The sequence below is a fragment of the Tsuneonella flava genome (genome assembly GCF_002870965.1).
Classification (GTDB): Bacteria; Pseudomonadota; Alphaproteobacteria; order Sphingomonadales; family Sphingomonadaceae; genus Tsuneonella; species Tsuneonella flava.
Window position 1 is genome coordinate 331060 of record NZ_PHSO01000005.1, and the last position, 20092, is coordinate 351151.

Below are 20092 nucleotides of genomic sequence, written 5' to 3' on the forward strand. Positions count from 1 at the left end.
CGGCCTTCGCTGCCTGTCCATCCCTATACTCTCCCCGCCTGAGCCTCAGGCCACGCCTGAAAATGTAACCGGTTGCATGATCCCGGTAAGTCCGCCACTATCCCATGCCAGAGGGAGCCTGAAAAGACGATGTTCGCAGTAAATTCAACCGGTCGCCTGCCGCACCGATATCTGACGGTTCTCGCTGTGGCACTGGCCATGTTGATGCTGGCCCGCCCGGCTATGCTGCGCGCGGCAGACGGTCCATCTTATCGGGAATGCTCCCCTAACGGGCGCCTGTGTTTCGTGCTTTCTACACGGGAACAAGTGCCGGTCTATGCGGTGACGCGCGATGGCAAGCCGGTGATCGATCCATCAAGCCTCGGTTTCATGCTGCGTGGTGCGGGCAAATGGCAGCATGGCATGACTCTGGGCGAGCCGGTCCGTTCCAGCAACTCCGAACGGTGGGAACAGCCGTGGGGGGAAAGCCGCTTCGTAGTCGATCGGCACAACGAAATGCGTGTGCCGATTACCGAGCAGGGCAAAACCCGGCGAACGATCGATCTGGTCGTGCGGGTGTTCGACAATGGCGTGGGCTTCCGCTTTGTATTCCCGCAGCAAAGCCAGTTGAGCGATGTGCGGATCGATGAAGAGCTGACAGAATTCAATCTGGCCGGGAAAGCCGACGCTTGGTGGATTCCCGGCGGGGAGGCAAACCGCTACGAATATCTGTATAATCACACCCCTGCCGATCAGGTGGGCACGGCACATACGCCGATTACCTTTCGCCGCGACGACGGGCTGCATATTGCCATCCACGAAGCGGCCTTGTCGGATTACAGCGCGTTCTGGCTGCAAAGGATCGACGGGCAGCGGTTCCGCACGCGGCTGGCCCCGTCTTCGCAGCCGTGGAAGGTGCGCCGCACCGCCCCGTTCAACACGCCCTGGCGTACGATCCTGATCGCAGGCGATGCGCCCGGCCTCTATGCCGCAGCGGACATTATCCTGAACCTCAACGAACCCAACCGGCTGGGCGATGTCAGTTGGGTGAAGCCGCACAAATACGTCGGCATCTGGTGGGCCATGCACCTCGATAAATGGAGCTGGAACGCCGGGCCGAAGCACGGTGCGACGACCGAACATGCGATGCGCTACATCGATTTTGCCGCTGCCCACGGCTTCAAGTCGGTGCTGGTCGAAGGCTGGAACGAAGGATGGTGGAGCGATAGCGGGCGCAATTTCAAATTCGCCACGGCCTATCCCGATTTCGACATGGATCGCGTGTCGGCCTGCGCCCGCAGCAAGGGTGTGGAGATCATGGGGCATCATGAAACGGCAGGCAATGCAGGGCTGTACGAACGCAATCTGGAACAGGCGCTTGCCTATTACGAGCGGCATGGGATTCATGCGGTAAAGACCGGCTATGTTGCCGATGCCGGGGGCGTGCTGCGCGAAGATCCCGACGGCACGGAACAGTGGGAATGGCACGATGGGCAATACATGGCCCGCCATCACGAGGACGTGGCGATTGCGGCAGCCCGCCATCACATAGCGATCAACGCGCACGAACCGATCAAGGACACCGGGATGCGCCGGACATATCCCAACCTTGTCAGCCGCGAAGGTGCGCGGGGCACGGAGTATAACGCGTGGGGCGATCCGCCGAACCCGCCCAGCCATGAACCGACTCTGTTGTTCACCCGGATGCTGTCGGGCCCGTTCGACCTGACCCCCGGTATCGTCAGCCTCGAAGGGCGCGACAGTCGGCCGATCCCCAACACGCTGGCCCGGCAACTGGCAGACTATGTCGCGATCTACTCCCCGATTCAGATGGCGGCCGATCTGCCAGAAAATTACGCCAGACACCCCGATGCACTGGCGTTCATCGAACGGGTTCCGGTCGATTGGGAACAGACGAAAGTGTTGCAGGGGGCCATCGGTGAATATGCGGTTGTTGCGCGCCAGCGGCGCGGAGACCGCGACTGGTGGATCGGCGGGATCACCGACGATGCTGCGCGCACTGTCTCGCTCGATCTCTCATTCCTCGCGCCGGGGCGCTATCGTGCAGAGATCTGGCGCGACGGTTCGGATGGCGGGATCGACGGTGATCGCTTCGCGATGATAAGGGAAAAGCGGACCGTATCGTCGGCAGATGTTCTCGATCTGACGATGAAGAGCGGGGGCGGCTTTGCGTTGTCACTCACTCCGCTCGGACGCAGCAAGAAGTAGTCTTCAGCCCGACTCTGATCTCGGTTGAGCGTAATTGGCGCAGGCGGCGGATATCAGACCATTCGCCAACTGGACCTTGTAGCATTATCGGGCAATCATGCCGGGATGGGAGATGAAAGCGCCGAAGTGCGGGATGTGCTCGCGTTCCTGCAATCGACAGAGCCCTTCGCTTCGCTCGACGACGACCATCGTCGGGTAGTCGAGAAGGGGATTGAGGTTGCTTACTTCCGGCGCGGCACGGTCATTACGGATGCAGGGGATGCGAACGACCGGCTTTCGCTGATTCGCTCTGGCGCGGTCGAACTGATGCTGGGCGGCACACAGCTTTCCGCCCGATTGGGGGAGCGCGACTGTTTCGGCTATCCCTCGCTCATCCGGCGCGGCCCGGCGCAGAACACCGCGACTGCGATAGAGGACTGCCTGCTTTATCGCCTGCCGGGCGCGACATTTCATGTGCTGCGCGAGCGGTGTGCGGATTTCCGCAAGTTCTTCGACATCGACGAATCGGCTCGCCTCCGCCGGGCAGTTGCGCGGATGGAAGGGGATGGGCCGGTGGCGGGGGACGAAAGCGGTCTGGCGATCTATGCGACAATCGGCAGTTTTCTGTCAGGCCGCCCCGCCGTATCGGGCGACCCTGCGTTGTCGGTTGGGGAAGCCGCGGCGCTGATGGCGCGCGAGGATGTTTCGACTCTGCCGCTGTGTGAAGACGGGCGCCTGCTCGGAATCGTGACCGACAAGGACTTGCGGCGGCGAGTGCTGGCGGTCCAGCTCGATCTGGCGACACCTGTTCGTGCGATTATGACCCCCGATCCGATTACTATCGGCCTGAACGATACAGCGATGACTGCACTGCTCGAAATGACGCGGCGGCATATTCATCACTTGCCGGTGATCGATGCATCGGGCGCGCTGGTGGCGGTGATTTCCGCCAGCGACGTGCTCGGCCAGCTGGGGGCGCATTCGCTCCGCATTCCGGCGGAGATCGAGCGATCTGCCAGCGCTCAGGAACTGGCGACGGCGACTGCCCGGCTGCCCGATGCCGTCTCTGCACTGGTATCGGCGGGCGTCGATGCCAGCCATGTGACGCACTATGCCAGCGCCATCGGCGGGTCTGCCCATTGCCGTTTGCTCGAACTGGCACAGACAGAACTGGGCCCGCCGCCGGTGCCGTTCGCACTGGTGTGTTTCGGCTCGCTCGCCCGATATGAACAGGGGTTGGGTTCGGACCAGGATAATGGCTTCGTGCTGGGCGAAGGGTATGACGAGGCCCGGCACAACAGTTATTTCGCAGCGCTGGCCAAACGGCTGAGCGATGGGCTGGCAGCCGCAGGATATGCCTACTGCAAGGGCGATATCATGGCCACTAACCCCGATTGCCGACGCGATCTGGCAGGGTGGCAATCCCGGTTTGGCCACTGGATCGCCACGCCCGATCCGCAGGCAGTGCTCGACAGCGCAATCTTCTTCGACATGCGTCCGCTGGCGGGAGAAGAGGAGCTGGTTAAGCAGTTGCGCGAAGGCGTGTTCGCGCAGGCGCGCGATAATCGGATATTCCTGTCGTTTATGGCGCGGGCGGCGGCTTCTACGGCAGTGCCACTGGGGTTCTTCCGCAATTTCCTGTTGCATCATGATGCGGATGAAGGCGACGTGCTTGATCTTAAGCGACAGGCGATCGCGCCAATCGTCGATATTGCCCGATGCCATGCTCTTGCCCGAGCGATCCCCGCGACCGGGACACTGGAGCGACTGGATGCGGCCGCCGCGGCGGGCGGCCTCCACCCCGAAGCTGCGCGCGATCTTGCGGCCGGGTTCGAATTCCTGTGCGATGTGCGCTTCCGCCATCAGGCAGGGCAGCGGGCGCGCGGCGAGCCTCTTTCGAACTTGTTGCCTCCGCGCGAATTGTCGCGGTTCGATCGCGAACACTTGCGCGATGCGTTCCGCCTGATCCGCGCTCAGCTCGACAAATTGCGGAGCGATTTCGCCGGTGGCCTGACCTGACATGGCACCGCTGTGGTTCGCCGATCCGCGTCGAAGGTTCGAACGGGCGTTTGCCAGAGCTGCATCGCAGGCCCCGGCAGGGCCGCTGGCAGACTATTATGCCGCAGGGTCGCCCAGGCTCTACACTGCGTTCAGCGATGCCGAACTGGTGTGCGTCGATCTGGAAACCGATGGCCTGACCCCGCAGCGCGATGCTATTCTGGAAGCGGGGACGGTGCCTCTGGTACAGGGGCGATTGCAGGTTGGAGAGGCGAAGCGCACCCGATTTCGCCCGATACAGGCATTGTCGCCTGCCAGTGTGGCGATCCACGGGATCACCGATGATGCCGCGGCTGAGGCGCTGAGAGAGGATGACGCGCTCGCGCAATTGCTCCCTCTCCTTGCCAGACGAGTGCTGGTGGCCCATTTCGCGCAGATCGAGGCGGAGTTTCTCGACCGGGCCTGTCGCCGTGTATTTGGCGGACCATTTGTCGCTCCATTCGTTTGCACGATGCAATTGCAGCAACGCTGGTTCGGCGGAAAGCCGGGCGAGATCGTGCGTCTGGGGGCGCTGCGCGCGCGTTACGGGTTGCCGCATTATGCAGCGCATGATGGGGTTGGCGATGCGCTGGCGTGCGGCGAATTGTTGCTGGCGCAAGTTGCCCATAAGTCCGGTTCGCCGCCTTCGCTGGCCGAATTGTTGCGGCGATAATCGGGATCGCCCGGCAGCCTTCAACCTGTCGCAACATTAGACCAAAGTCGCGCTACCAAACGAACAATCGTGCCCTAGGCTGCAAGCTGATCGTGGGAAAGCCACGGCAGAAATAACAGCTTAAGGGGGAGGACGCTCATGTCCGACGACGAATCCAAGGTCGCACCCGCCGATAATGGCGCGGCGGGTGCATACTGGCGGGAAAATATCCGCCTGCTCGTATTACTGATGGCTATCTGGTTTCTGGTGTCGTTTGGCGCCGGGATCCTGTTCCGTCCGTTCCTCGATCAGTTCCACATTGGCGGTTTCCCGCTGGGTTTCTGGTTCGCGCAACAGGGTTCGATCTACGTCTTCATGGCGCTGGTCTTCTTCTACACGTGGAAGATGAAACGGATCGAACGCAAATACGATCTCGACGATTGAGGAGGGGCGCATGTCTACGCAAGCACTGATCTATCTCTTCGTCGGGCTCAGTTTCGCGCTGTATATCGGCATCGCCATCTGGACGCGGGCCGGTTCGACCAAGGAATTCTATGTCGCCGGTGGCGGTGTCCACCCGATTGCAAACGGTATGGCGACTGCCGCCGACTGGATGAGCGCGGCTAGCTTCATTTCGATGGCCGGGTTGATCGCCTTCATGGGCTATGACGGTTCGGTCTATCTGATGGGCTGGACCGGCGGATATGTGATGCTGGCGCTGTTGCTGGCGCCCTATCTGCGAAAATTCGGCCAGTTCACTGTGCCCGATTTCATCGGCACCCGCTATTATTCCAAAGTTGCCCGGACAGTGGCGGTTATCTGTCTGATTTTCATCAGCTTCACATATATCGCCGGGCAGATGCGCGGCGTTGGTATCGTGTTCAGCCGGTTTCTCGATGTCGATATCGAACTGGGTGTTATCATCGGGATGTGCATCGTCTTCTTCTACGCCGTGCTCGGCGGGATGAAGGGGATCACCTATACGCAGGTGGCGCAATACTGTGTGCTGATCTTTGCCTACATGGTTCCGGCGATCTTCATTTCGATCCTCATCACCGGCAATCCGGTGCCGCAACTCGGCCTCGGTTCGATGGTGAACGACGGTTCGGGGATGTATGTCCTGCAGAAGCTGGACCAGTCGCTGCAGCTGATGGGCTTCGGCCCCTACACCGATGGCAGCAAGTCGATGATCGACGTCTTCTGCATTACGGCCGCGCTGATGGTCGGCACAGCCGGCCTGCCGCATGTGATCGTGCGTTTCTTCACTGTGCCCAAGGCATCGGACGCGCGCAAATCGGCAGGGTGGGCGCTGGTTTTCATCGCGCTGCTTTACACCACGGCCCCGGCTGTGGCGGCATTTGCGCGGCTGAACTTCAACAGCGAAGTCAACAACACCAGCTACGAACAGGCCCCCGGCTGGTTCAAGAACTGGGAGAAGAACGGCCTGATCGCGTGGGTCGACAAGAACGCCGATGGCAAGATGGAAATCGAGAAGGGCGATCCGTTCAAAGGCGCACCCGAGTTCGCGGATGGCACCGGCCCGAATGGACAGCGTCTGCTGACCAATGAAATCGACAGCGAAAACGGCAACGAAGTCTATGTCGATAAAGACATCATGGTCCTCGCCAACCCGGAAATCGCCAAGCTTCCCGGCTGGGTGATTGCACTGGTGGCGGCGGGCGGTCTGGCTGCGGCACTGTCCACTGCGGCGGGGCTGTTGCTGGTGATTTCCACCGCTGTGGCACACGATTTGCTGAAGAAGACCTTCAAACCCGATATTTCGGAAAAGGGTGAACTGCTGGCTGCACGTGTGGCGGCGACAGCGGCGATTGTCGTCGCGGGCGTTCTCGGCATCTATCCTCCGGGATGGGTGGCGCAGGTGGTTGCCTTTGCGTTCGGGCTGGCAGCGGCTTCGCTGTTCCCGGCGATCTTCATGGGGATTTTCACCAAGGGGATGAACAAGGAAGGCGCGATCGCCGGGATGCTCACCGGCCTGGTGTTCACATTCAGCTACATCGCATATTTCAAGCTGATGAATCCCGATGCCAATGTGGCTGAAAACTGGCTGCTGGGCATTTCACCGGAAGGGATCGGTGTAATCGGCATGGTGCTCAACTTCGCGGTCGCGCTGGTCGTGGCGAAGATGACCGCTCCACCGCCTGCGGAAATCGATGCGCTGGTCGAATCGATCCGTGTTCCGCGCGGCGCAGGGGATGCACACGCTCACTGATTTGGCGAAGCTTCGGGTTACACCGGGCAGGTATTGGCGGGGGCGGCAGGAAACTGTCGCCCCCGTTGCCCTTTCCCGCTAGGCTGTTTGCCGAAGGGAGAGGGGCTGCACAGCCGATGATGGGGTGGTACGTTCCGGTTATCGTCGCCGCGCTCTATGCGGCAACGCTGTTCTGGCTGGCCCATGCCGCCGACTGGCCATCGCTGTCGCGCTTCGCGGATCGCCACACCCGCTTTGTGTTCGGGCTGGCGCTGGCGGTATATTGCACGAGCTGGACATTCTTCGGCGCAGTCGGCACTGCGGTGTCTGCGGGGCTGCAATTCCTGCCGATTTATCTCGGCCCGATCATTATGTTCGCGCTGTTTCCCCGCTTCGTAGAGCGGGTGTTGCAAGTGGGCAAAGCGCAACATTCGACGTCGATCGCGGATTTTCTGTCGGCACGATACGGCAAAAGCAGTTGGGTCGCTGCATTGGTGACGATGACTGCGCTGTTCGGGGCAGTGCCCTACATGGCGTTGCAGTTGAAATCGGTCAGCCAGACGCTCGCCGCATTGTCGCCGGGTATCGATGCTTATCTCTCTGACGGGGGAACCGGACTGGCCGTTGCTGGCAGCATGGCAGCATTCGCGGTGCTGTTCGGCACCGAGCGGCTCGACCTGACACAACACAACCGCGGGATGGTGCTGGCAATCGCGATGGAAGCGGTTGTTAAATTCATCGCCATCGCAGCGGTAGCGATTTTCGCGATCGCCATGCTCGCGGGTAACGTTTCCGCTGGGGCAATTGCCGATGCGGCAAACCAGCAGTTCTCTCTCTCTCAGATCGACAGCCGGTTTATCGTACTGACATTCCTGGGGGCGATGGCGGTTCTGTGCCTTCCCCGACAGTTTCATATGCTGGTGGTGGAGGCGCGGGCGGACCGGATGCAGGGCGCGATGCGCTGGCTGTTTCCGACATATCTGGCGCTGATTTGCCTTGCAGTCGTGCCGGTGGTGCTCGCCGGGCGGATGCTGATGGATCATACAGCCAGCGCCGACATGCTGATGATCGATCTGCCGCTTGCTTTCGACGCGCACACGCTGGGACTGCTGGCATTTATCGGCGGGTTTTCGGCATCGACCGGGATGGTCGTCGTCACCAGCATTGCCCTGTCGGGCATGGTGACCAACGATCTGATCGTGCCGACATTTTTCGGGGATCGGCTGCGTCAGCCCGGCGATGTCCGCGATATTGGCAGCAAGCTGATCCCGATCCGCCGGGCGTCGATTATCGTACTGCTGGCGACTGCCTGGCTCTACGGCCGTGCAGCGAACGATGCCACGCTGGCCGGATTGGGGGAGATTGCATTTGCCGGTGCGGCGCAATTCGCGCCCGGTTTGTTGCTGGGGTTTTTCTGGCGCGGAGCCAACAAGACCGGGATGATCGCCGGACTGGCCGGTGGGTGTATCGCCTGGCTGTTATTGCTGGCACTGCCGGTGTTCGGGCCGGAACTGGTATCGATCCGCATAACCGACGATCCTCTGGTGTCCGGCACGGTTATCAGTCTGACGATCAACCTGCTGTTGTTTGTGGTGTTCTCGCTCGCCGGGGAAGATAGTCTGGTCGACCGGGTGCAGGCGATGGCGTTTATTGAACGCGATGGAGCAAGCGCCTCACCCGATCTGATCGATACCCGCGCGCAAGTGGCCGATTTCCGCCTGCTGCTGAGCCAGTTTCTGGGCGAGCGGCAGGCACGCGAAGCACTCAATGCGCTGCGACTGGAAACCGGGCGCCCCTATCGCGACACCGACCGTGCCGACGGGGCTTTGGCGGACAAGAGCGAGCGGCTGATCAGTGCGATCCTGGGCGCATCGTCGGCCAAGGCGCTGATACAGTCGACCATCGAAGGCGATCCCGTCGCTCTGGAGCGGGTAGTGGCGATGTTCGACGAAACGTCGCAGCGGTTGCAGTTCGGTGCAGGGCTGTTGCAGATCGCCATCGAGAACATCGATCAGGGCATATCGGTGGTCGATGACGAATTGCGACTGGTGGCGTGGAATACACGCTATGTCGAGATGTTCCACTACCCTGCCGATCTGGTGGAGCCGGGCAGGCCGATTGCCGATCTGTTGCGGTATAACATGCGCGTTCTGGGGTTCGATCCGTCTTCCATCGAAGGGGAGATCGCCAAGCGACTGGCGCATCTGCGCGCTGGCAAGCGGCATAGCACAGAGCGTGTGCTGCCCGACGGACGGGTATTACGCGTGCTGGGCAATGCCGCGCCGAGCGGCGGCTATGTCACGACCTACACCGACATCACTGCCGACCGCGTGGCGGAGCAGGCGCTGGAAGCCAAAGTGTACGAGCGGACACAGCAGTTGGTCGAAGCCAATACCGCGCTGGAGGCAGCGACGCGTTCGAAAACCCGCTTTCTGGCGGCGGCCAGCCACGATCTGGTGCAGCCGATGAACGCTGCACGGCTGTTCGCAGGGGCATTGGCGGAACGGATGGATCACGGTGAAGCGCAGGCGCGTGACCGGCAGCTGCTGGAACAGATCGACCGTTCGATCCTGACTGCCGACCGATTGTTGCGGGCGTTGCTCGACATCTCGCGGCTCGATGGTGGCAGTGTTACGCTCAAGCGCACGCGGTTTTCGCTCGATCGGGCGTTTGCCGATGTCGCCAGTGAATTCGAAGTGCAATCGCGCGCCAAAGGGCTCGATCTGCGGGTCATCCCTTCCGGCCTGTGGCTGGAGACCGACCGCGGACTGTTCATTTCGGTGCTGCAGAACCTCGTTACCAATGCGCTGCGCTATACCGACAGCGGCAAAGTGCTGGTGGGTGCGCTGCGGCGCGGGCGCAAAGTGGAAATTGTCGTTGCGGACACCGGGCCGGGTATCGATCCGGCGGACCGGCATCGCATCTTCGATGAATTCACCCGGCTGCACCCGGATCGCGATGGCGATGGGCTGGGGCTTGGCCTTGCCATCGTGCAGCGGATTGCCACGATGTTGGGCACGGTGGTGCAGCTTAACAGTATGCCTGGGCGTGGCAGCCGCTTTTCCTTCCGTATCGACCGGACCGAGCCTGCTCAGCCCGAAGCGCAGCCAGTGGAGATACCCCCTGCTTCATCTGCGCGCGCGGGTGTGCCAGTGCTGTGTATCGACAACGATCCCGCAAGCCGAGAGGCGATGGCCGCGTTGCTGGGAAAGTGGGGCTTCACGGTTGTTGCTGTGAACCATCCCGACGATGTCGATCCGGCTTTTCGCCCGGCATTGCTCGTGCTCGATTATCGCCTCGACGACGGGCTGACCGGCGATGTGGCGAGCGAGATTCTGGCGGCCCGCTGGGGCGAATTGCCACCGGCGATCCTGCTGACCGCGGAAGAAACGGAGGAAACCGAGCAGGCCGCTGCCCGCATCGGCGCCCAGCGTATGATCAAGCCTGCCAGCCCGGCAACATTGCGGGCGCTGGTCAATTCACTGGTGCGGTAGAGGCTGGCAGGCGAAAGCGCACCTCACCTCACCTCACCTCACCTCACCTCACCTCAAAATTCGACACACGATGCCCCCGCCCTTCGTCATCGCGAGGAGCCGTCAGGCGACGGATTGCTTCACTCCGTTCGCAATGATGACAGGGAGGTGAGCTCCGCAAGGTCGCGGCGATGGCGGGCTATACCGCCCCGGAGGTGTCGAGGTGTTTTGCCAGTAACGTCGCTTGCGTTCGGTTGGTTACACCCAGACGGCGGAAAATCGCGGTGATGTGCGCTTTCACAGTCGCTTCGCTGATGTCCATTGCATAGGCGATCTGTTTGTTGAGCAGACCTTGCGCCACGAACTGCAGAATGCGGGTTTGCGCCGGGGTCAGCGAGGCGAGGCGGACGATGGCGTCATCACTGTCGCTTTCATCTGCCACTTCGGGGAAGCTGAGATCGCCGCTCTGCACCAGTGCGAGCGCGCCCGTCATCTCTTCCAGCGATGCCGTTTTGGGGATGAAGCCCGATGCCCCCAGTTCACGTGCGCCGGAGATTACCCGCGGATCGTCACTGGCGGAAATCACCACTACCGGCACCGCCGGATGGCTCTTCCGCAGATCGAGCAACGGGCCCAGTCCGGCGCTGTCGGCCATATGCAGGTCGAGCGTGACCAGTTCCACCTGCCCGTCCATCACGGCGCGCTGGGCAGAGGCAGCATCGGATACTTCCACGATATCGTGATCGGGCCAGACCCGCTCGACCGAAGCGCGGATCGCTGCGCGCATCAGCGGATGATCGTCTGTAATGATGATCCGCCGGGCCATCGGATCAGCGATTCATGCGCCCTTCGATCAGCCCGTCGACAAGGCTGGGATCGGCCAGAGTGGAGGTATCGCCCAGCGAACCATAGTCGTTTTCTGCGATTTTCCGCAGGATGCGGCGCATGATCTTGCCGCTGCGGGTTTTCGGCAGGGCAGGGGTGAAATGGAGATGGTCGGGCGTTGCAATCGGGCCGATTTCCTTGCGGACCCACTGGCGCAGTTCGGCGGTCAGTTCGTCGCTTGCCTCTTCGTCTGCATTCAGGGTGACATAGCAGTAGATGCCCTGCCCCTTGATGTCGTGCGGGTAACCCACCACCGCTGCTTCGGAAACGAGGGCGTGCAGCACCAGCGCGCTTTCCACTTCGGCGGTGCCCATGCGGTGGCCCGATACGTTGATGACATCGTCCACCCGGCCGGTGATCCAGTAATAGCCGTCTTCATCGCGGCGGCAGCCGTCACCGGTGAAATACTTGCCGCGATAGGTAGTGAAGTAGGTCTGGATAAAGCGTTCGTGATCGCCATAGACAGTGCGGGCCTGACCCGGCCAGCTACGGGTGATGCACAGGTTGCCTTCGGTCGCGCCGCCGATAGTCTCGTCGGCCAGCACTTCGCCATCGTTATCGACCAGTTGCGGGCATATGCCGAAGAACGGCTTGCCTGCGCTGCCCGGCTTCATATCGTGCGCGCCGGGCAGAGTGGTAATCATGATGCCGCCGGTTTCGGTCTGCCACCAGGTATCGACAATCGGGATCGCGCCTTTGCCGACCTGTTCGTGATACCAGCGCCACGCCTCCGGGTTGATCGGTTCGCCCACACTGCCAAGCAGGCGCAGACTGGAAAGATCGTGCTTCTGCACATAGCTTTCCCCTTCGCGCATCAACGCACGGATCGCAGTCGGCGCGGTGTAGAACACGTTGACCTTGTGCTTGTCGATCACCTGCCAGAACCGGTCGTGGTCGGGATAGTTGGGCACCCCTTCGAACATCAGCGCGGTCGCACCGTTCTGCAGCGGTCCATAGACGATGTAGCTGTGCCCGGTGACCCAGCCGATATCGGCGGTGCACCAGAATACCTCGCCCGGACGATAGTCGAAGACATAGCGGAAGGTGGTTTCCGTCCACACGGCATAGCCGCCGGTGGTGTGGACCACGCCCTTGGGCTTGCCGGTGGAGCCTGAGGTATAGAGGATGAACAGCGGATCTTCCGCATTCATCGGCTCGCACGGGCAATCGCTGTTCACGCCATCCGACAGGTCGTGATACCAGTGATCGCGCCCTTCGGTCATGGCGACATTGCCGCCGGTGTGGCGGAACACCAGCACCCCCTTCACCGGCGCTTTCTCGCAAGCGATATCGACATTGGCCTTGAGCGGGATCGACTTCGATCCGCGCAGCCCTTCGTCAGCGGTCACGATCCAGTCGCTTTCGCAATCTTCCACCCGGCCCGCGATGGCATCGGGGCTGAACCCGCCGAACACGACGGAGTGAATGGCGCCGATCCGGGCACAGGCGAGCATGGCCATCGCCCCTTCGGGGATCATCGGCATGTAGATCGTGACCCGATCCCCCTTGGCGATGCCCAGTTTCTTGAACGTATTGGCCATTTTCGCCACGTCACGCTGCAATTCGGCATAGGTGATCGTGCGGACGGGGCTGTCGGGGCTATCGGGTTCGAAAATCAGTGCGGTGCGGTCGCCGTGACCGGCATCGACATGGCGGTCCACTGCGTTGTGGCAGATGTTGAGCACGCCATCTTCGAACCATTTGATATTGACCGGATCGAACGACCAGCCGGAGATTTTCGTGGGTCCTTTCACCCAATCGAGGCGAGCGGCCTGTTCGGCCCAGAAACCATCGGGATCGTCGACGGAGCGGGCATACATCGCCTGATAATCCGCCAGTGTGCAGTTCGTGCCTTGCGCCGCCGCAGCGGGCCGGGCCACTACGTCTTCGTGCGTCATCACGTCTGCCGCCATTGTCCAACTCCCGTTTTCATCTTCTTGATCGCGTTTCCCGATTCGCTGATCGGGGACGGTCGGCAATAGTATCGTATGTTACCCGCTCAGGCCTTACGACCATCGTAGTATAGACGATTTGCCGATAGAAACACCCCTGCGGGAATGCGAATTCTCCTCGCCGAAAATCATAATGGTGTGGGAGAAGTCCAGTGAAATATCGAACGACGCGAAAGGCGACGGTGCGACTGGCAGTATGCCTGATGACGGCAAGTGCACTGGTGCCTGTCAGTGTTCGGGCGAAGACCGGCGAGTCTGTCGAACAACGGCTCGACAGGCTGGAAGCGATGATCGTTTCACTGCAGCAACAGATGAACACAGGGCAAGCGCCCAGCGCGCAGCAGGCCGAAGCGGTCAGCCAGTTACGTTCTGCCGTCGAAGCAACGCGGGCGCAGAGTCAGCAACTGGCGGCGCAGCAGGCCGAAACCGAAGCCCGTGTCGCGCAAGTCGAAAAAACGAACTCTGCCGATGGATTTTCGGTGGGCGACACGCGAGTCACGCTGGGCGGTTATATCAAGCTGGATGGCAAAACGATCCGCACCAGCGGCGGGCAGATGGCCAACGGTTCGGTCGGGCGCGACTTCCTCTTGCCGGGCCTGATCCCGGTCGGTGGCGCTGCGTCGGGCTGGGATACCGATTTCCACGCCCGGCAAAGCCGGATTATCGTGAAAACCAGCACGCCGGTGGGCGATAAGTCGGTCGGGACGCACCTCGAACTCGATTTCATGACGACCAGCGGCGGCGATCAGCGGGTGTCGAACAGTTACTCGCCCAGAATGCGGCAGGCGTTCATCACCTATGACGGGTGGCTGTTCGGGCAGACATGGTCGACGTTCCAGAATGTCTCCGCTCTGCCCGATACGCTCGATTTTGTCGGGACCATGCCGGGTACGGTGTTCGTGCGCCAGCCGATGATCCGCTACAAATCGAAAGATGGCCTGTCGGTCGCAGTCGAAAATCCTGAAACCACGCTGACCAGTGCCACCGGCGCGCGTATTCAGCCGGGCGACGATAAGCTGCCCGATTTCGTGCTGCGCTACGACAAATCGGGCTTTGCGATTGCCGGGATCGTGCGCCAGTTGAGCGCGTCCGACGCGATTCTGCCGAGCAGCGACAGCGCGGTGGCCTATGGCGTCAGCGTTTCGGGCGTGGTGCCGTTTGGTGGCAAGGATGACCTGCGTTTCATGGCCACGGCGGGCAAGGGGCTGGGGCGCTATCTCGGCGCGAACATCGTCAACGACGCGGCAATCGATGCGTCGGGCAAGCTCGATCCGATTGCGACCTATTCCGGCTTTGCCGCCTATCGCCATTTCTGGGGGCCGAAACTGCGTTCGACCATCGCAGGCAGTTACTTCAAGGCGGATAATCCCGTGCTGTTGACCGGTAATACCCCTACCGATGAAGTGTGGAATGCGCTGGCTAACATCATCTATTCGCCGGTGCCCAAGCTCGATCTCGGGATTGAATACATGTACGCCAACCGAAAGAACGAAGCAGGGTTGGACGGGAATCTTCAGCAAGTGCAGGTTTCCGCCAAATATGCATTCTAACGGTCGCATTATCGCATGAATTACCGGGCGGCCCCATTGTGCGGGCCGCCCGGCCATTTGGAGAGGATACGATGACTTTCGCCGAAATCGCTGCCCGGGCAGAGAATGATCCTGACGCGTTCTGGATGGATGCAGCGCGCGGGCTCGACTGGGCGAAGTTTCCGCAAACTCCGCATGACCGGGATAGCGATGTCTGGTTCCCCGATGGCGAAATCAACACCTGCTACAACGCGGTCGACCGCCATGTCGCGGCGGGGCGGGGGGATGCCGTGGCGCTGATATACGAAAGCCCGGTTACGGGTGCCGCCGCGACATATACTTATGCCGAGCTTCAGGAGCGTGTCGCGCGCACCGCAGGAATGCTGGTGGCCGAAGGGGTCGAACGCGGCGACCGCGTGGTGATCTATATGCCGATGATCCCCGAAGCGGTGTTCGCCATGCTCGCCTGTGCCCGGATCGGCGCAGTGCATTCGGTGGTGTTCGGTGGGTTCGCTGCCCCCGAACTGGCCAAGCGGATCGACGATTGTCAGCCGAAACTGGTGCTGAGCGCATCGTGCGGGTTCGAACCGGGGCGCACGATTGCGTACAAACCTCTGCTCGACAATGCGTTGAACCGGGCGGTACACAAGCCGGCGGCGACTATCGTGTTTCAGCGCGAACAGCTTGCCGCCGATCTGATGCCGGGGCGCGATCGCGACTGGGCCAGTGCCTATGCAGCGGCGGAACCGGTCGATTGCGTGACCGTGAAGTCGAGCGATCCGCTCTATATCCTCTACACTTCGGGCACGACTGGCACACCCAAGGGTGTGGTGCGCGACAACGGCGGGCATGCCACTGTGCTGCACTGGTCGATGGGCGCGATTTATGGAGTGGATACTGGCGATGTGTATTGGGCGGCATCGGATATCGGCTGGGTCGTTGGGCACAGCTATATCGTCTATGGCTCGCTGCTGAAGGGCTGCGCTACAGTGTTGTTCGAAGGCAAGCCCGTCGGCACGCCCGATGCAGGCATTCTCTGGCGCCTGGTGGACAAGCATAATGTGAAAGTGCTGTTCACGGCCCCTACCGCGATCCGTGCAATCCGTCGTGCCGATCCCGAGGGAGAGTTTATCGACGCAGCATCGCTCGACAGTTTGAAGGCGCTGTTTCTCGCCGGAGAGCGGGCCGACCCCGACACACTGCTGTGGATCGCGGACAAGCTGGGCAAACCGGTGATCGATCACTGGTGGCAGACCGAGCTGGGCTGGCCCGCGATCGCCACCTGTTACGGCCTGGGCCAGACACATATCCGCGCGGGCAGCGCGGGCCATGCCGTGCCGGGATATCGCTTCAAAGTGAAAGATGCCGCCGGACAAGACATGCCCGCCGGTGCCGTGGGCACTTTGCTGATCGAACAGCCTTTGCCGCCCGGTGCCTTCCGCACTTTATGGAACAACCCCGAACGCTTCGCAGCCGGGTTCATCGATTATCCGGGCCACTATACCACCGGGGATGCCGGGAAAATCGATGAAGACGGGTTCATCCATATCATGGGGCGGACCGACGATATCATCAATGTTGCCGGGCATCGCCTGTCGACCGGGCAGATGGAAGAAGTGGTCGCCAACCACCCGCAAGTCGTCGAATGTGCGGTGGTCGGCGCGGCGGACGAACTGAAAGGGGAAATGGCGGTGGCTTTCGTAGTGACGAAGCCCGAATTTTCCGATCACGAGGAAGCGAAGCACGAAATCGTCACCTCGATCCGGGGAGATATCGGGCCGATTGCCGCGCCACGTGCGGTCTATTTCGTCGATGGTTTGCCTAAGACGCGTTCGGGCAAGATCCTCCGCAATTTGCTGCGCGATATCGTCAACGGTGCCGACGTGGTCGTACCGCAGACGATCGAAGACCCGGCGGTGATCGCCCATGTTCAGGAGCGTGCGGCAGGCTGATCGTCGGTTCGCCGCCGGTGCAGCGGAAAGGGGAGGCGCGGCGGCGATAAATCCCCTATGCGCGCCCGATGGAGCGATACGATGCAATTGTGCTGGGGGCCGGGGCTGCCGGGCTGATGTGCGCGGCGGAAGCCGGGTTGCGCGGACGGCGGGTGCTGGTGATCGACCATGCGGAGCGGGCGGGGAAGAAAATCCTTATCTCCGGCGGCGGGCGCTGCAATTTCACCAATATCGGCACTGTGCCCGAACGGTTCCTGTCGGCCAATCCGCATTTCGCGCGTTCGGCGCTCAGCCGTTATACCCCCACCGACTTCCTCGCGCTGGTAGAGAAGTACGGCATCGCGTGGCATGAAAAGACGCTGGGGCAACTGTTCTGCGCCGGGTCCGCGAAACAGATCGTCGCTATGTTGCTGGACGAAGTGGCGCGCGGTGGCGGCACAGTGGTGTGCGGGCATGGCGTCACCGATGTCTCTCACGCCGACGGGCAATTTACTGTCGCCACCACGCAAGGCCGCTTCAGCGCGCCTGCACTGGTGATCGCCACCGGCGGACCGTCGATCCCCAGGATGGGCGCGACCGGTTTCGCTTATGATCTGGCGCGCCAGTTCGGGCTGAAAGTGGTGGAACCGCGCCCTGCACTGGTGCCGTTGACGCTGGGGGGCCACGATGTCCTGTTCCGCGAACTGTCTGGCGTATCGGCGGAAGTTGTCGCCAGCGCGGGCGGCGCGTCGTTTCGCGAGGCCGCGCTGTTCACCCATCGCGGCCTGTCCGGCCCGGCTATACTGCAAGTGTCGTCATATTGGCGCCATGGCGCCCCTGTTGCGGTCGATTTTCTGCCCGACCGCAGTGCGGAATGGCTGCTCGACGCCAAGCGAGCCAGTCCGCAGGCCACGCTGCGCGCTTTGCTGCGTGACGTCATGCCTGATCGGCTGGCGAATGTGCTGGCGGATCGGATCGGGCAAAGTGGAGCGTGTGTGCCGAACGATCCGCTGGGCCGGATTGCCGATACCACGCTGCGCGATGCCGGGGCGCAGCTGGCGGCATGGCGGTTTCATCCGAATGGCACCGAAGGCTTCGCTAAGGCGGAGGTGACCGCAGGCGGGATAAGTACCGCTGAACTTTCATCGAAAACAATGGAAGCCAAACGCGTTCCAGGTCTGTATATAGTAGGTGAAGCCGTCGACGTGACCGGCTGGCTGGGTGGTTATAACTTCCAATGGGCGTGGTCCAGTGGATGGGCCGCTGCACAAGCTATCTGACCTTTTCTTCTTGCCCTGTCGCCGTCGCGACATGGCTGACCATTCGTGAGTTTCATGCCTTTTTCCAATCTCCCCCCCGTCCTTGCAGAGGCGATTGCCGCGCGCGGCTATGCCGCACCCACCGCCGTGCAGGCCGCTGTCCTTGCCCCCGATGCCGCCGGGCGCGACCTGATCGTTTCCGCGCAGACCGGTTCGGGCAAGACCGTGGCGTTTGGCCTCGCCTTCGCGGAAAACCTGCTCGATTCGGAAGGCAGGATGCCGCACACCGAATCTCCGCTGGCACTGATCATCGCGCCGACGCGTGAACTGGCCTTGCAGGTCAGCCGCGAGCTGGCCTGGCTCTATGCCGGTGCAGGCGGGCGAATCGCAACGTGTGTCGGCGGGATGGATGCATCGAAAGAACGCCGCAATCTGCGCGGCGGTGCACAGATCGTTGTCGGGACGCCGGGCCGCCTGCGCGACCATCTGGAGCGTGGCGCGCTCGACCTGTCGGCCTTGCGCGTCGCGGTGCTCGATGAAGCGGACGAGATGCTCGATATGGGCTTCCGCGACGATCTGGAAGAAATCCTCGACGCCACGCCGCAAGGGCGCCGCACGATGCTGTTTTCCGCTACGATGCCGCGCCCGATCGTGGCGCTGGCCACCCGTTACCAGAACGATGCCCTGCGTATTTCGACTGTGGGTGACGAACGGGGCCACGGCGATATCGCCTATCAGGCGGTCACTGTCTCACCCGCCGAAATCGAAGCGGCGGTGGTCAATCTGCTGCGTTTTCACGAGGCGGAAACAGCGATCCTGTTCTGCGCCACGCGCGACAACGTCCGCCGTCTGCACGCCATGTTGCAGGAACGCGGCTTTGCTGTCGTTGCTTTGTCGGGCGAACATTCGCAGTCCGAACGCAATCAGGCGTTGCAGGCATTGCGCGACCGCCGCGCACGGGTTTGCGTGGCGACCGACGTGGCCGCGCGCGGGATCGACCTGCCGACGCTGAGCCTGGTGATCCATGTCGAGATTCCCCGCGATGCGGAAACGCTGCAACACCGTTCGGGCCGCACTGGGCGTGCGGGCAAGAAAGGGACTGCGGTTATCGTGGTCCCTTATCCACGCCGTCGCCGGGTGGAATCGATGCTGCGCGGAGCGAAGATCGAAGCCGAGTGGATCGATGCGCCGACCAAGGCCGCGATTCAGGAACAGGACCGCGAGCGTTTGCTCGGTGCGCTGCTCCAGCCGGTTGAGTTCGAAGAGGAAGACCGCGCGCTGGCGCAGCGGCTGATGGCGGAAAAGTCGCCGGAAGATATCGCCGCCGCACTGGTGCGCGCCCATCGTGCGGCAATGCCTGCGCCCGAAGATCTGACCGAGAACACCCCCGAAGCGCGCAAAACGGCGCAGCAGGAACGCCATCGGCCCGGTTTCGAAGATACCGTGTGGTTCAGCATGGCTATCGGGCGGCGGCATAATGCCGATCCGCGCTGGATTCTGCCGCTGCTGTGCCGCCGTGGGCATATCACCCGCAACGAAATCGGCGCGATCCGTATCGGCGGGAATGAAACCCATTTTCAGATACCGCGCGCGATCGCCAGCCGCTTTACCGATGCGGTCGAACGCACTGCACAAGGTGACGACGATCAGGCTGCGATTCTGATCGAACCATCCGAAGGCCCGCGCGAAGCGGCGCGCGACAATCGCGCAGGCAGGCGCGAGTTTGGCGGCAAGCCGTCCCGTCACGGTGGCAAGGGCCCGCGCCGCGCCAACGATGGCGACCGCGCCTTTGGCAAGGGGCCGCATAAGCCTGGTGGCAAATTTGCTGGCAAGAAACCCGGCAAAGGACCGGGCGGGAAAGGTTCAGGGCCAAAAGCTTCAGGGCCAAACGGTGGCGGATCGAAAACGTTCGGCCCCAAAGGCGGCAAGCCGAAGGGGCACGCGCCGAAAGGCTGATCGCGCCGCCTGCGCCGTTCTG

General features: G+C 62.0%; 12 protein-coding genes. 10 read left to right on the forward strand and 2 right to left on the reverse strand.

Features of this window, described 5'->3' with window-relative positions:
• Nucleotides 1-129 precede the first annotated feature (129 nt).
• The 6 genes from CV013_RS08665 to CV013_RS08690 all read left to right on the forward strand — a co-directional run bounded on the left by CV013_RS08665 (nucleotide 130) and on the right by CV013_RS08690 (nucleotide 10579).
• Nucleotides 130-2208, forward strand: coding sequence for a glycoside hydrolase family 97 protein (locus CV013_RS08665; protein WP_102154866.1), 2079 nt, complete (start codon nucleotides 130-132; stop codon nucleotides 2206-2208).
• A 105-nt stretch (nucleotides 2209-2313) separates the two neighbouring features.
• The gene (locus tag CV013_RS08670; RefSeq protein ID WP_102154867.1) at nucleotides 2314-4206 is read left to right on the forward strand and encodes a putative nucleotidyltransferase substrate binding domain-containing protein; all 1893 of its coding nucleotides are present in this window, start codon (nucleotides 2314-2316) and stop codon (nucleotides 4204-4206) included.
• A gap of 1 nt (nucleotide 4207) precedes the next feature.
• Entirely contained in the window at nucleotides 4208-4897 is a 690-nt protein-coding gene (locus CV013_RS08675; protein ID WP_102154868.1) for an exonuclease domain-containing protein, read from the forward strand.
• Between the two features lie 138 nt (nucleotides 4898-5035).
• Nucleotides 5036-5320, forward strand: coding sequence for a DUF4212 domain-containing protein (locus tag CV013_RS08680; protein WP_102154869.1), 285 nt, complete (start codon nucleotides 5036-5038; stop codon nucleotides 5318-5320).
• Nucleotides 5321-5330: 10 nt separating this feature from the next.
• On the forward strand, nucleotides 5331-7106 hold the full coding sequence (locus CV013_RS08685; RefSeq protein WP_102154870.1) for a sodium:solute symporter family protein: 1776 nt from the start codon (nucleotides 5331-5333) through the stop codon (nucleotides 7104-7106).
• A 116-nt stretch (nucleotides 7107-7222) separates the two neighbouring features.
• Nucleotides 7223-10579: a hybrid sensor histidine kinase/response regulator gene (locus CV013_RS08690; protein ID WP_102154871.1), complete on the forward strand. Its 3357-nt coding sequence runs from the start codon at nucleotides 7223-7225 to the stop codon at nucleotides 10577-10579.
• Nucleotides 10580-10757: 178 nt separating this feature from the next.
• Here the strand turns inward: CV013_RS08690 and CV013_RS08695 are convergent, their stop codons facing one another.
• Nucleotides 10758-11384: a response regulator transcription factor gene (locus CV013_RS08695; protein WP_102154872.1), complete on the reverse strand. Its 627-nt coding sequence runs from the start codon at nucleotides 11382-11384 to the stop codon at nucleotides 10758-10760.
• 4 nt (nucleotides 11385-11388) lie between these two features.
• The gene (acs, locus tag CV013_RS08700; protein WP_198591852.1) at nucleotides 11389-13341 is read right to left on the reverse strand and encodes an acetate--CoA ligase; all 1953 of its coding nucleotides are present in this window, start codon (nucleotides 13339-13341) and stop codon (nucleotides 11389-11391) included.
• A gap of 206 nt (nucleotides 13342-13547) precedes the next feature.
• Between acs and CV013_RS08705 the strand changes: the two genes are divergently transcribed.
• The 4 genes from CV013_RS08705 to CV013_RS08720 all read left to right on the forward strand — a co-directional run bounded on the left by CV013_RS08705 (nucleotide 13548) and on the right by CV013_RS08720 (nucleotide 20070).
• Nucleotides 13548-14945 carry a DcaP family trimeric outer membrane transporter gene (locus CV013_RS08705; RefSeq protein ID WP_223805179.1) on the forward strand — a complete coding sequence of 466 codons (1398 nt, stop codon included), beginning with the start codon at nucleotides 13548-13550 and terminating at the stop codon, nucleotides 14943-14945.
• A gap of 71 nt (nucleotides 14946-15016) precedes the next feature.
• On the forward strand, nucleotides 15017-16876 hold the full coding sequence (locus tag CV013_RS08710) for an AMP-binding protein (protein WP_102154875.1): 1860 nt from the start codon (nucleotides 15017-15019) through the stop codon (nucleotides 16874-16876).
• A gap of 68 nt (nucleotides 16877-16944) precedes the next feature.
• The gene (locus CV013_RS08715; protein WP_102154876.1) at nucleotides 16945-18135 is read left to right on the forward strand and encodes a BaiN/RdsA family NAD(P)/FAD-dependent oxidoreductase; all 1191 of its coding nucleotides are present in this window, start codon (nucleotides 16945-16947) and stop codon (nucleotides 18133-18135) included.
• Between the two features lie 54 nt (nucleotides 18136-18189).
• A complete protein-coding gene (locus CV013_RS08720) occupies nucleotides 18190-20070 on the forward strand; it encodes a DEAD/DEAH box helicase (protein ID WP_102154877.1) in 1881 nt (626 codons plus the stop codon).
• The last annotated feature ends 22 nt before the right edge of the window (nucleotides 20071-20092 follow it).